Origin of the sequence: Saccharothrix lopnurensis (genome assembly GCF_042658445.1) — a bacterium.
Classification (GTDB): domain Bacteria; phylum Actinomycetota; class Actinomycetes; order Mycobacteriales; family Pseudonocardiaceae; genus Actinosynnema; species Actinosynnema lopnurensis.
In genome coordinates, this window is record NZ_JBHSQO010000017.1 from 100,018 (window position 1) to 113,839 (window position 13,822).

At 77.9% G+C, this 13,822-nt stretch carries 2 protein-coding genes and 1 pseudogene; all 3 read right to left on the reverse strand.

What is annotated here, in order from left to right:
- Positions 1 to 69: 69 nt before the first annotated feature.
- The gene (locus tag ACFP3R_RS18675; protein WP_380637505.1) at positions 70 to 1,326 is read right to left on the reverse strand and encodes an activator-dependent family glycosyltransferase; all 1,257 of its coding nucleotides are present in this window, start codon (positions 1,324 to 1,326) and stop codon (positions 70 to 72) included.
- The gene (locus tag ACFP3R_RS37890; protein ID WP_465269996.1) at positions 1,238 to 1,903 is read right to left on the reverse strand and encodes an alpha/beta fold hydrolase; all 666 of its coding nucleotides are present in this window, start codon (positions 1,901 to 1,903) and stop codon (positions 1,238 to 1,240) included. Before ACFP3R_RS37890 ends, ACFP3R_RS18675 begins: the two co-directional genes overlap by 89 nt.
- A gap of 228 nt (positions 1,904 to 2,131) precedes the next feature.
- Positions 2,132 to 13,807: pseudogene (locus tag ACFP3R_RS18680) on the reverse strand (type I polyketide synthase); the annotation flags it as partial.
- Positions 13,808 to 13,822: the final 15 nt, after the last annotated feature.

The following is a 13,822-nucleotide window of genomic DNA, read 5'->3' on the forward strand; positions in this document are numbered from 1 at the left end:
GGGCCGATCGGCAGTGGCGGGATGGGGGCCGGGCCGGGCGCGGGTCCCGCACCCCGGCCTGCCCCCCGTTCAGCGGGGCTGGAGCGCGACGCGCTCCAGCTCCGGCACGAGTTCGTGCGGCGTGGGGGCTCCCTGCGCCCACGAGCGCGCTTTCTCCGCGCGCTCGGCGAACACCGGCTCGTCGAGCAGCCGCACCAGCTGCCCGCGCAACGCCGCCGCGGTGAGCCGCTCGTGGTCCACCACCAGACCCGCGCCCTGCTCCGCCACCAGGTCCGCCAACCCCGCCTTGTCCCACATGTTGCCCGGGACGACGAGCTGCGGCACACCGTGCGCCACGGCGTTCCCGGTCGTGCCCGCGCCACCGTGGTGGACGACCGCCGCGCAGCTGGGGAGCAGCGCGTCCAGGGGCACGAAGTCGACCAGCCGGACGTTGTCGGGCACCGCCGACGCCGACTCGACCTGCCGGGCGGTCAGCGTCGCGACGACCTCGACGTCCAGGTCCGCCACCGCCTCGAACAGGTGGTCCACGGAGAACCGGTCGCTGCCCCACAGGTCGCGCCGGGACAGGCCGAGGGTGACGCAGACCCGGCGCCGGGCCGGCGGTTCGACCAGCCACGACGGCACCACCGACCGGCCGTTGTAGGGCACGTGGCGCACCGGCAGGTAGGTCGCGGCGGTGGGGAACCTCGTCCAGGGCGGCAGCGGGTCGACCGTGCGCCGGCCGAGGACCAGGTCCTCGTCGAAGGCGCAGCCGAACCGCTCCAGCTTGGCGGACAACCACTCCGCCAGCGGGTCGGACCCCTCGCCGCCGCCCAGCTCGGTGAAGCGGGCGCGCATCCGCGCGACGTGGTCGAGCCCGAACAGCACCCGCACCTGCGCCGCGCCGCTCGCGCGGGCGGCGATGGGGCCCATGTAGGTCAGCGCGTCCCAGACGACCAGGTCCGGCCGCCAGTTCCGGGCGAACCGGACCACGTCGTCGAGCACCGCGTCCTGGGCCAGCCGCTCCAGGCCCAGCGAGGACCAGGTGGCGAACACGCCCCGGACGTAGTCCAGGGTGAGCCGCTCCTCCCGCGTCTCGGTGATGTCGTACCGCGAGCCGAACACCGTCTGCTCCTTGGGCCGCTCCCGCGCCTGGCGGGCCAGCTCCGCCAGGTCGAGCGCGGGGCCGACCGGGACGGCCGTCAGCCCGGCCTGGACCACCGCGTCGGTGAGGTCCGGTTGGGCGGCGACCCGGACGTCATGCCCCGCCGCGCGCAGCGCCCACGCCAGCGGCACCAGGTTGTACAGGTGCGCGTTGGCCGCCAGGGTCGTGAACAGCACTCTCATCCAACTCTCCCAACCATTCCTCGATCGCGAGCGCGGTGTCCCCCGCGTGCTCGCGCACCATCGTGAAGTGATCACCGGGCACGTCGCGGACGCGGGGCCAGCCCGGACGCAGCGCGGCCGAGCCCTCCGGTCGCACGAACAGCACCGGCGCGGCGACCTCCGGCGGGCGGTGCCCGTCGAGCAGCCGGAGGTACTGGCCCATCGCCGACAACCGGGTGCCGGTGAACGGGCCGAACAGCGGTTCCCGCTCCAGCAGCCCGTGCAGCAGCCGCTCGAAGAGGTCCCCGACGCCGGTGAGGTGCGTGTCGAGCAGCACGACCCCGGCGGGCGGGGTCGCGCGCCGCTCCAGCTCCCCCGCGGTGGCCAGCGCGAGCAGCCCGCCCCAGGAGTAGCCCACGAGCACCTGCCCGCCGGGCTCGCCCCGGCGCAGGACGACCTCGGCCAGCACGTCGACCAGGACGTCCGGCGACGCCGGGAGCGGTTCGTGCTCGGCGAAGCCCGGCACCGGCACGGCGTGCACCTCGCGCAGCCCGCGCCAGTGCCGGGCCAGGCGGGCGTACTGCTGGACCCCGCCCATCACCACCGGCGAGGGCAGGCAGAGCAGGCCGGGCGGCCTCGTCCCGGCCGGTCCCGGGGCGAGCCGCACCGCCTCGGGGAACCGGGGCAGCCGCGCGGACGAGGTGAACGCGGGCCGCAGGCCGCCGGCGGCCCTGAGCAGGTCGAGGCCCTCGGTCACCCGCCCGTCGGCCACGGCCCGGCGGAACAGGTCGCTCAGCAGGTCGGTCGTCGCGGGCCCGCCGAGGTCGAGCTCGTCGAGCAGGCGCGCGGCGAGCCCGGCCGGGGTGTGCTGGTCGAACACCGCGCTGGTCGGCAGCCGCAGGCCGGTGGCCGCGTTGAGGCCGTTGCGCAGCTCCACCGCGGTCAGCGAGTCGAAGCCGGCCTGGAGGAAGGCGCCCTCCGGGTCCACCGCCGCGGGATCGGCGTGGCCGAGCACCGCGGCCGCGTGACCGCGCACCAGCTCCACCAGCGCCGCGCGCCGGTCGGCGGCCGGCAGGGCGGCCAGCCGGCGCCGCAGCCCGTCCGCGTCCGACCGCGCCGACCGGGCCGCCGGGCGGCGGACCCGCGCCCGCGCCGCCAGCTTCGCCGGGACCACCAGCGGGAGACCGGTGGCCAGGGCCGCGTCGAACAGCGCCAGCCCCTCCTCGGCGGACAGGCCGGTCAGCCCGGCCCGCGCCAGCCGCGCGGTGTCGGCGTCGGCGGTCATCCCGCTCCGGTCCGCCCACAGGCCCCAGGCCAGCGACACCCCGGGCAGCCCCCGCGCCTGCCGGTGCGCGGCGAGGGCGTCGAGGAACGCGTTCGCGGCCGCGTAGCCGCCCTGGCCCGCGGCGCCGAGAACGCCCGCGCCGGAGGAGAACAGCACGAACGCGGCCAGGTCCAGGTGGCGGGTGAGCTCGTGCAGGTGCCGGGCCGCCCCCGCCTTCGGCCGCCACACCGCGTCCAGCCGCCGCGGGGTCAGGGACTCCACCACGCCGTCGTCGAGCACCCCGGCCGCGTGCACGACCGCGGTCAGCGGGTGGTCGGCGGGGACGCGGGCGAGCAGCCGCGCCAGGTCGTCCCGGTCGCCGACGTCGCAGACGACCACCTCGACGTCCGCCCCGGGGATCGGCTCCAGCGGCGGGTGGTCGGTCCGCCGGGTGGTCAGCAGCAGGCGCCGCACGCCGTGCCGGGTCGCCAGGTGCCTGGCGACCAGCCGGCCGAGGGTGCCGGTGCCGCCGGTGATCAGCACCGTGCCGTCCGGGTCGAGCGGCTTCGGCACGGTCAGCACGACCTTGCCCACGTGCCGCGCGCCCGCCACGAACCGGAACGCCTCCCGGGCCCGGCGCAGGTCCCACGGCCGGGTGGGCAGCGGCCCCAACAGCCCGCGGTCGAACAGCTCCGCCAGCTCGGCGGTCAGCCCCGCGATCCGGTCCGGCCCGGCCTCGTCCAGGTCGAACGCCCGGTAGTCGACCCCCGGGTGGTCGGCGGGGTCGCGCAGGTCGGTCTTGCCCATCTCCAGGAACCGGCCGCCGGGGCGCAGCAGCCGCAGCGAGGCGTCCACGAACTCGCCGGCCAGCGAGTTCAGCACCACGTCCACCGGGCCGAACCGGGTCGCGAAGCGCAGGTCGCGGGAGGAGGCGATGCGGTCGTCCGGCAGGCCCAGCGCGCGCAGGGCGTCCCACTTGCCCTCGCTCGCCGTGGCGTACACCTCGGCGCCGAGCCGTTGGGCCAACCGCACCGCGGCCATGCCCACCCCGCCGGCCGCGGCGTGCACCAGCACCGCCTGGCCCGGTTCGACGCGCGCCAGGTCGGTGAGCGCGTAGTGGGCGGTGAGGTAGGCGACCGGCGCGGAGGCCGCCTCGACGTGGGTCCACCCCTTGGGCACCCGGGCCAGCAGCCGTTCGTCGGTGACCGCCTCCGGGCCGAACGCGCCGGAGCACAGGCCCGCCACGGCGTCGCCCGGCGCGAAGCGGGTCACCTCCGGGCCGACCTCGACGACCACGCCCGAGGCTTCGGCGCCGATCGCCCGGTCGCCCTCGGGCACCAGGCCCAGCGCGACCAGGACGTCCCGGAAGTTCAGCCCGGCCGCCCGGACCGCGATCCGGACCTCGCGCGCGGCCAGGGGCCGGTCGGCCTCGGGCGAGGCGGCGAACGACAGGTCATCCAGGCCGCCCCCGCCGCTGTGCAGGCGCCAGGGGCCGGTCGGCGGCGGGTCGTCGACCAGCCGGGTCAGCCGGGGCGCGAGCAGCTCGCCGCCGCGGACCGCGAGCTGGGCCTCCCCCGCCTCGATGGCCGCGGCGACGGCCACGGGAAGGGCCGCGGGGACGGCAGTGGGAACGGCTCCGGGAACAGGTCCGGGAACAGCCGCGGGAACGGCTCCGGGAACAGCCGGGGAGACGGCTGCGGGACCAGCCGCGGAGACAGCCGCCCCGGCGGTCGCGGGAACCTCGTGCGCGGGCAGGTCCCCACCCAGGTCCACCAGCCCGAACCGGTCGGGGTGCTCCGCCTGCGCGGACCGGACCAGGCCCCAGACCGGCGCCCGGTCCAGGTCGGTCACGTCCTCGCCGGGCCCGGTCGACACCGCTCCCCTGGTGATGAACACCAGTCGCGCGCGGGTCTCCTGGGCCAACCAGTCCTGCACCAGCCCGAGCGCGTCGGCGGTGTCGGCGAAGTCCTCGGTGAACACCACCCCGGCCGCCGGACCGGTGGCCGGCGGAACCGGCACCGGCGTCCAGTCGAGCCGGTGCAGCGAGTCCGGCCGCGCGCCCGCGACGGGCCGGAACGACAGGGACTCCACCGAGGCGACCGGCGCGCCGGTGGCGTCGGCCACCTCCACCGCGAAGGCGTCGGCGCCCAGGGGCGTCAGCCGCACCCGCAGGCTCGACGCCCCGGTGGCGTGCAGCGAGACCCCGGACCACTCGAACGGCAGGGACGTGCCGCCGCCCGCGTGGCCCAGCACGTGCAGCGCGGCGTCCAGGGCGGCCGGGTGCAGGCCGTACCGGTCGGCGTCCCGGACCACCGCGGGCAGGCGCACCTCGGCGAACAGCTCGTCGCCGCGCCGCCAGGCCGCGGTCAGGCCCCGGAACGCGGGCCCGTACGCCAGGCCGACCCCGGCCAGCTGTCCGGGCAGGCCGGCCAGGTCCAGCGCGACCGCGTCGGCCGGCGGCCAGTGGACCGGGGCGGGAGGGTCCGCCGGCGGGGCCGGCCGGACCAGGCCGGTGGCGTGCCGCGTCCACGGGTCGTCGTCGCAACGCCGGGAGTGCACGGTCACCGGCCGCGTTCCGGACGGGTCCGGCGCGCCCACGGCGACCTGCACCCGCACGGCCTCACCGGCGGGCAGGACGAGCGGCGCGGTCAGGGTCAGCCCGGCCAGCGCGCCGCAGCCGACCTGGTCGCCCGCGTGGCGGGCCAGCTCGACGAACCCCGTGCCGGGGAAGAGCGCCGCGCCGGACACCACGTGGTCGGCCAGCCAGGGCTGGGTGCCCGTCGACAGCAGGCCGGCGCACACCAGGCCGTCGGTCTCCGCGACGGCCACGGCCGCGCCGAGCAGGGGGTGGTCCGCGCTGCTCAGGCCCGCCGACCGCACGTCGGCCGTCCGGGCGCCGTCCGGCCAGTAGCGCTCGCGCTGGAAGGCGTAGGTCGGCAGGTCGACCATCCGCGCCCCGGCCGGGAACGACCACTCGACCTCGACGCCGCGGGCGTGCGCCTCCGCCACCGAGGTCAGGAACCGCCGCAGGTGCCCCTCGTCGCGGCGGAGCGAGCCGACCGAGACCACGCCGGGGTCCGCGCCCGCGTCCGCGCCGATCTCCGCGCCGATCTCCGCGACGCTCGTGGTGAGCACCGGGTGCGGGCTGCACTCGACGAAGGCGGAGTGGCCGGCGGCGAGCGCGGACCGGATCGCGCCCTCGAAGTCGACCGGCTCGCGGACGTTGCGGAACCAGTACTCCGCGCCCAGGGCCGCCGGGTCGAGCAGGGCGCCGGTGACCGCCGAGTAGAACGGCACGGACGCGGGGCGCGGGGACACGTCGGCCAGTTCGGCGAGCAGGCGGTCCCGGATCCGGTCCACCTGGGCCGAGTGGGAGGCGATCGTGTCCGGCACGGTCCGGACCCGCACGCCCCCGGCCGCGCACTCCTCCGCGAACTCGGCCAGCGCGGTCAGGTCACCCGCCACGGTGGAGGACGCGGGCCCGTTCCTCCCGGCCACCGACAGCCGACCGGCCCACCGGCCCAGCAGCGGCTCGACCCGCCCGGCGGGCAGGGCCACCGCGAGCACGGCCCCCCGGCCCGCCAGGCTCTCCGCGAACAGCCTGCTGCGCGTCACCACGACCCTCGCCGCGTCCTCCAGGGACAGCGCGCCGGCCACGCAGGCGGCCGCCACCTCGCCCTGCGAGTGCCCGACCACCGCCGCGGGCCGCACGCCGGAGGACCGCCAGAGGTGGGCCAGGGACACCATGACCGCGAACAGCGCGGGCTGCACGACGTCGACCCGGTCCAGCGGCCGGCCCTCCCGCAGCACGGCGAGGACGTCGACGTCGGACACGGCCCGCACGGCCGCCGCGCACTTCCTCATCCGCTCCGCGAACACCGGGGAGTCCGCCAGCAGCCCGGCCGCCATCCCGGTCCACTGCGAGCCCTGGCCGGGGAAGACGAACACCGCGCCCGACGACCGCGAGGCCACGCCGGTCACCGCGCCGAGGTCTGCCAGCAGCTCGTCCCGGCTCGCGCCGATCGCCACCGCCCGGTGCGCCATCAGCGTCCGGCCGGTGGCCAGGCTGAAGCCGACGTCGGCGGGCGCGAGGTCCGGTCGGGCCAGCACGTGCGCGCGCAGCCGCTCCACCTGGGCCTCCAGCGCGGGCGCGCTGCGGGCGGAGACCACCCACGCCACCGGGGCGGGCGCGGGCGGCCCGGCCAGGTCCCCGGCCTCCTCGGGCGCCTGCTCCAGCACGAGGTGCGCGTTGGTGCCGCTGATCCCGAACGAGGACACCCCGGCCCGGCGCGGCCGGCCGTCGACCCGCCAGTCCTCGGCCTCCGCGAGCAGCCGCAGGTCCGCCGCCTCCGGCAGCGGGGTGTCGACGTGCAGGGTCCTGGGCAGCACGCCGTGGCGCAGCGCCTGGACCACCTTGATCACCCCGGCCACGCCCGCGGCCGCCTGGGCGTGGCCGATGTTGGACTTGACCGTGCCGACGCGGACCGGTCCGTAGACCTCCGCCAGGGCCCGCGCCTCGATCTGGTCGCCGAGCCGGGTGCCCGTGCCGTGCGCCTCCACCAGGTCCACCTCGGACGGGCGCAGGCTCGCGTTCGCCAGCGCCCGGCGGATCACCCGCTGCTGCGCCGGGCCGCTGGGCGCGGTCAGCCCGTTGGACGCCCCGTCCTGGTTGACCGCCGAACCGCGCACCACCGCCAGCACGCGGTGGCCGCGGCGCCGGGCGTCGGAGAGGCGTTCGAGCAGCACCAGGCCGAGCCCGTCGGCCACGCCGAAGCCGTCGGCGGCCGCCGAGAACGCCTTGCAGCGCCCGTCGGCCGACAGCGCCCCCTGCCGGCCGAACTCGACGAAGACGTCCGGTGTCGCGGAGACGGTGACGCCGCCGGCCACGGCCAGCGAGCACTCGCCCTGGCGCAGCGCCTGGCTCGCCAGGTGGATCGCCACCAGCGACGACGAGCAGGCCGTGTCCACGGTGATCGCCGGGCCCTCCAGCCCGAACGCGTAGGCGGGCCGGCCCGAGGCGACGCCGGCGAGCGTGCCGGTGACCACGTGGCCCTCCAGGGTGTCCCGGGCGTCGCCCAGGCTCTCGGCGTAGCCGTTGTGCAGGACGCCGACGTAGACGCCGACCGGTTCGCCGCGCAGCGCGGCGGGCACGATCCCGGCCCGCTCGAACACCTCCCAGGTCCCCTCCAGCAGCAGCCGCTGCTGCGGGTCCATCGCCAGCGCCTCCCGGGGCGAGATGCCGAAGAAGCCCGCGTCGAAGTCGGCGGCGTCGTGGAGGAACCCGCCACCGCTCGGGCCCAGGTCCCCGAGGTCCCAGCCGCGGTCGACCGGGAAGCCCGCGACGGCGTCCCGGCCCGCCGCGACCAGGTCCCACAGGGCCTCGGGCGAGTCGACGCCGCCGGGCAGGCGGCAGCTCATCGCCACGACGGCGATCGGCTCGGCAGCGATCGGCCCGGCGGCGATCGGCCCGGCGGCGATCGGCTCGACGTCGCGGGCATCCCGGCCGACCGGCCCCGACCGGCCCGGCTCCGCCGCCGCGCCGAGCAGCCGCCGGCGCAGCAGGCCGGCCAGCGCCTCCGGGGTCGGGTGGTCGAACACCAGCGTGGCGGGCAGCCGCAGGCCGGTGGCGGCGGCGAGCCGGTTGCGCAGCTCGACCGCGGTCAGCGAGTCGAACCCGAGGTCGCGGAAGGGCCGGCCGCGGTCGACCTCGGCCGCCGAGCCGAAGCCGAGCACGGTCGCCGCGTGGTCGCGCACCAGGTCGAGCAGGGCGGCCTCGGACAGGTCCGCCGGGGCCGGTGCGGCGCGCCCGACCGCGCGCCGGTCGCGACCGCGCGCCAGGCGCCGCAGCAGCGGCGAGTCCGGGTGCGGCGCGGCCGGGTCGAACCGGACCGGGACCAGCAGCGCCTCGTCCGCGCCCAGCGCGGCGTCGAACAGGGCCAGCCCCTCCTCCTCGGACAGGGCCCCGATCCCCGAGCCGGCCATCCGCGCGCGGTCCCGCTCGTCGAGCCCGCCCGCCATGCCGTCGGAGCGGCCCCAGTGACCCCACGCCAGCGAGACGGCGGGCAGGCCGCGGGCCCGGCGGTGCTGGGCGAGGGCGTCCAGGAACGCGTTGCCCGCCGCGTAGTTGGCCTGGCCCGGTCCACCCAGCACGCCCGCCGCCGAGGAGAACAGCACGAACGCGGCGAGGTCCCCGGTCAGCTCGTGCAGGTGCCAGGCGCCGTCCAGCTTGGGCCGCAGCACCTCGTCGAGCCGCTCGGGCGTCAACGCGGACACGGTGGCGTCGGCGAGCACCCCGGCCGCGTGCACGACCGCAGTCAGCGGGCGGGGGATCGAGGCCAGCAGCCCCGCGACGGCCTCGCGGTCGGCGAGGTCGCAGGCCACCGCGGTGACCTCCGCGCCGAGGGCCGCCAGGTCGGCGCACAACGCGGGCGCCGAGCCACCGCGGCTCACCAGGACCAGGTGCCGCACGCCGTGCGCGGTGACCAGGTGCCGGGCCAGCAGGCCGCCCAGCGCCCCGGTGCCGCCGGTGATCAGCACCGCGCCGGCCGGGTCGAGCGGCTTCGGCAGGGTCAGCACGACCTTGCCGACGTGCCGGGCCTGCGCGACGAACCGGAACGCCTCCCCGGCCCGGCCGAGGGGCCAGGTGGTCACGGGCGGCAGGCGGAGCGCGCCCCGGTCGAACAGCCCGACGACCTCCCGGAGCATCTCGCCGAGCCGGTCGGGGCCCGCCTCCAGCAGGTCGAACGCGCGGTAGACCAAGTCGGGGTGGTCGGCGGGGTCGCGGACGTCGGTCTTGCCCATCTCCAGGAAGCGGCCACCGGGCCGCACCAACCGCAGCGACGCGTCCGCGAACTCGCGCGCCAGCGAGTTCAGCACCACGTCGACCGGGGGGAACCCGGTGCCGAAGTCCAGGTCCCGGGACGAGGCGAAGTGCTCGTCGTCGAGGCCGGTCGCGGCCTGCTTGCCCGCGCTCGCGGTGCCGAACACCTCGCCGCCGAGGTGCCGGACCAGCTGGACCGCCGCCGTGCCGACGCCGCCGGCCGCCGCGTGCACGAGCACCCGTTCCCCGGGCCGCACGTCGGCGAGGTCGCGCAGCCCGTAGTAGGCGGTCAGGAACACCACCGGCACCGCGGCGGCCTGCTCGGCGGTCCACCCGGCCGGGATGGGGGCGAGCATCCGGTGGTCGGTCACCGCGAGCGGGCCGAACGAGCCCCGGAACAGCCCGAACACCCGGTCGCCCGGCCGGAGGCCGGTCACGTCGGGGCCGACCTCGCGCACCACGCCGGCGCCCTCGCCGCCCAGCGCGACCTCCCCCGGGTACAGGCCGAGGGTCATCAGCACGTCGCGGAAGTTCAGCCCGGCGGCCAGCACCGCCACCCGCACCTCGCCGGGTCCCAGCGGTCGCCCGGCCTCGGGCGCGGGGACCCGGGTGAGGGTGTCCAGGGTGCCGCCGGGGGTCGCGTGCAGCCGCCGCCCGCCCACCGGGAACCGGGTGAGCCTGGGCGCGTACCCGACCCCGGCGCGGATCGCGAGCTGCGGCTCGCCGGAGCCGAGCAGCTCGGGCAGCACCCGCGTCGACTCCGGGTCGTCGTCCACGTCCACCAGCAGGAACCGGTCCGGGTGCTCGCTCTGCGCGGACCTGAGCAGACCCCACACCGGGGCGTTCGCCAGGTCCGGCAGGTCCTCGTCCCCGACCGCCACCGCGCCGCCGGTGACGAACGCCAACCGCTCCGGCCGCTCCTCGGCCAGCCACGCCCGCACCCGCTCCAGGGCGTGCCGGGCCGCCCGCCGGCCGCCCGCCGGCAGCGCCGCCCCGCCGGCGCAGGTCTCCAGCACGACGTCGGTGGCGGGCGGTCCCGGCGGCACGGGGACCCACTCGACCAGGAACATGCCGTCGTGCCGGGGGTCCACCGCGGCGGGCCGCAGCGCCAGCGACCCGATCGTGGCCACCGGCGCCCCGGTGCCGTCGGCCACCTCCACGGCCACCTCGGCGGGTCCCGTCGGCGTGACCCGGACCCGCAGCGCCGACGGGCCGGTGGCGTGCAGGGTGACGTCGCGCCAGGCGAACGGCAGGTGGGCCAGGCCCGCGTCGCCCACCGGTCCCAGCCCGATCGCGTGCAGCGCCGCGTCGAGCAGCGCCGGGAGGTGGGCGTCCCCCGGCGGCGGCACGACCTCGGCGAACACCTCGTCGTCGCGGCGCCAGGCCGCCCGCAGGCCGCGGAACGCGGGCCCGTAGCGCAGCCCGGCGTCCGCGAGCCGGTCGTAGTGCCCGGCCACGTCGAGGGCGACCGCCCCGGTCGGCGGCCAGTCGACGAGCCGGGAGGGCGCGGCCGGCTCGTCGGCCGGCACGCCGTCGGCGTGGTGGACCCACTCGGAGCCGGCCCGCGAGTGGATGCTCAGGGCGCGTCGCCCGTCCACCCGCACCTGCACCTCGACCTCGCCGGTGGCGGGCAGCACCACGGGCGCGTGCAGGGTCAGCTCGGCCACCCGGCCGAGGCCGGCCCGGTCGCAGGCCAGGGCCGCCAGCTCCAGCAGCGCCGTGCCCGGCACGAGCACCGACCCGAGCACGACGTGGTCGGTCAGCCACGGGTGCGCCGCCGCGGACAGCTTCCGGCTCACCAGCAGCCCGTCCGACCCGGCGAGGTCGACCACCACGACGTCGTCGGCCGCGCGCGGCGCGTCGAGCCAGTACCGCGTGCGCCGGAAGGCGTAGGTGGGCAACTCCACCGGGCGCGCCCCGGTGCCCGCGAAGAAGCTCCCCCAGTCGACCGGGACGCCCCGGCCGTGCAGCCGGGCCAGCGCGGTGACGACCGAGCGCGGCTCGGGGCGGTCCCGGCGCAGGGCGGGCACGAAGGCGGCGGGCACGCCGGCCGCGCAGTCCTCGCCCATGGCCGACAGCACCCCGTCGGGCCCGATCTCCAGGGAGGAGCGGACGCCGAGGTCGAGCAGGGCCCGCACGCCGTCGGCGAACCGCACCGGCTCCCGGACCTGGCGCACCCAGAACTCCGGGTCCGCGACGTCCCCGGCCACCACCCGGAGGCCCGGTTCGCGGAAGGTCAGGCGCTCGACGACCCGGCGGAACTCCCCGAGCACCGGCTCCATCCGCGCCGAGTGGAAGGCGTGGCTCACCCGCAGGCGCTTGGCCCCCTCGAAGCGGGCGGCCAGCGCCAGCACCGCGTCCTCGTCGCCGGAGAGCACGACCGAGGACGGGCCGTTGACCGCCGCGAGGTCGACGCCGGGACCCAGCAGGGGCCGCACCTCCTCCTCGGTGGCCCGGACCGCCACCATCGCCCCGCCCGTCGGCAGCTCCTGCATGAGGCGGCCCCGCGCCGACACCAGCGCGCAGGCGTCGGGGAGCGACAGCACGCCCGCGACGTGCGCCGCCGCGACCTCGCCGACCGAGTGCCCGAGCACCGCGTCCGGGCGCAGTCCCCAGGACTCGACCAGCCGGCACAGGGCGACCTGGAGCGCGAACAGGGCGGGCTGGGCGAACCCGGTCCGGGCCAGCGCCGCCGCGTCGGTCCGGACCGACAGGTGGGCGTCGACCTCGTCCCAGGCGCGGGCGAACGCGGGGTGGGCGGCGTGCAGCTGCCGCCCCATCCCCTCCCGCTGGGACCCCTGCCCGGAGAACAGGAACGCGACGGGTCCGGGCTCGGCCACCGGGTCGCCCTCGACGTGGGCGAGGGCCTCGACCAGCCCGTCCCGGTCGTCCGCGACCACGAAGGCCCGCCGCCCGAGCGCCGCCCGGCCCGCCAGGGTGCGCGCCACGTCCCGCACGTCCTGGTCGGTGCCCGCCAGGTGGGCGGCGAGGCGGTCGGCCTGGGCGCGCAACGCCTCCGCGCCGTGCGCGGACAGCAGGCACGGCACCGGCCCGGCGGCCGGGGGCCGGTCGGGGACCTCCTCGGGCGGGGCCTGCTCCAGGACCGCGTGGGAGTTGGTGCCGCTCGCGCCGAAGGACGACACGGCGGCCCGCCGGACCGGCGCGGACCACGGGCGCGGTGCGGTCAGCAGCTCGACCGCGCCCCGGGACCAGTCGATCCGCGGTGACGGCCGGTCCACGTGCAGGCTCCGGGGCATCTCGCCGTGGCGCAGGGCCAGCACCGCCTTGATCACCCCGGCCACCCCCGCGGCCGCCTGGGTGTGCCCGATGTTGGACTTGACCGTGCCCAGCCACGCCGGTTCGGCGCGGTCCTGGCCGTAGGTCGCCAGCAGCGCGTGCGCCTCGACCGGGTCGCCCAGCGTGGTGCCGGTCCCGTGGGCCTCGACCAGGTCGACGTCGGCGGCGGTGAGCCCCGCGTCGGCCAGGGCCTGCCGGATCACGCGCTGCTGCGCGGGTCCGCTCGGCGCGGTCAGGCGGCTGCTCGCGCCGTCCTGGTTCACCGCGGTGCCCCGCACCACGGCGAGCACCGGGTGGTCGTGGCGGCGGGCGTCCGCCAGCCGTTCGAGCACCAGCACGCCGACGCCCTCGGAGAACCCGGTGCCGTCCGCGGCGGCGGCGAACGCCTTGCACCGGCCGTCCGGGGCGAGCCCGCCCTGCCGGCTGAAGTCGATGTAGGTGACCGGGGTGGACATCACCGTCACGCCGCCGGCCAGCGCGAGCGAGGACTCCCGCCGCCGCAGCGACTGGCACGCCAGGTGCAGGGCCACCAGGGAGGACGAGCACGCGGTGTCCACCGTGACCGCCGGGCCTTCGAGGCCGAAGGTGTAGGACACCCGGCCGGACACCACGCTGGGCGCGCTGCCGAGGCTGAGCTGCCCCTCGAACCCGGCCGGCGCGCGGTGCAGCCTGGTGGCGTAGTCCTGGTACATCACGCCGGTGAACACGCCGGTCCGGCTGCCCCGCAGCGACAGCGGGTCGATCGCGGCGTGCTCCAACGCCTCCCAGGTGGTCTCCAACACCTGCCGCTGCTGCGGGTCCATCGCCAGCGCCTCGCGCGGCGAGACCCCGAACAGGCCCGGGTCGAACAGGGCGGCGTCGTGCAGGAACCCGCCGTGGCGGGTGTGGCTCGTGCCGGGGCGGTCGGACCCCGGCGCGTACAGGGCGTCCACGTCCCAGCCCCGGTCGGCGGGGAACGCCGAGACGGCGTCCACGCCCCCGGTGACCAGCCGCCACAGGTCCGCCGGACCCGTCACACCGCCGGGCAGCCGGCAGCCCATGCCCACGACCGCGATGGGCTCGGTGGCCTCCGCCTGGACCTCGCGCAGCCGGTGACGGGTCTGCTGAAGGTCGACGACCACCCGTTTGAGGTAGTC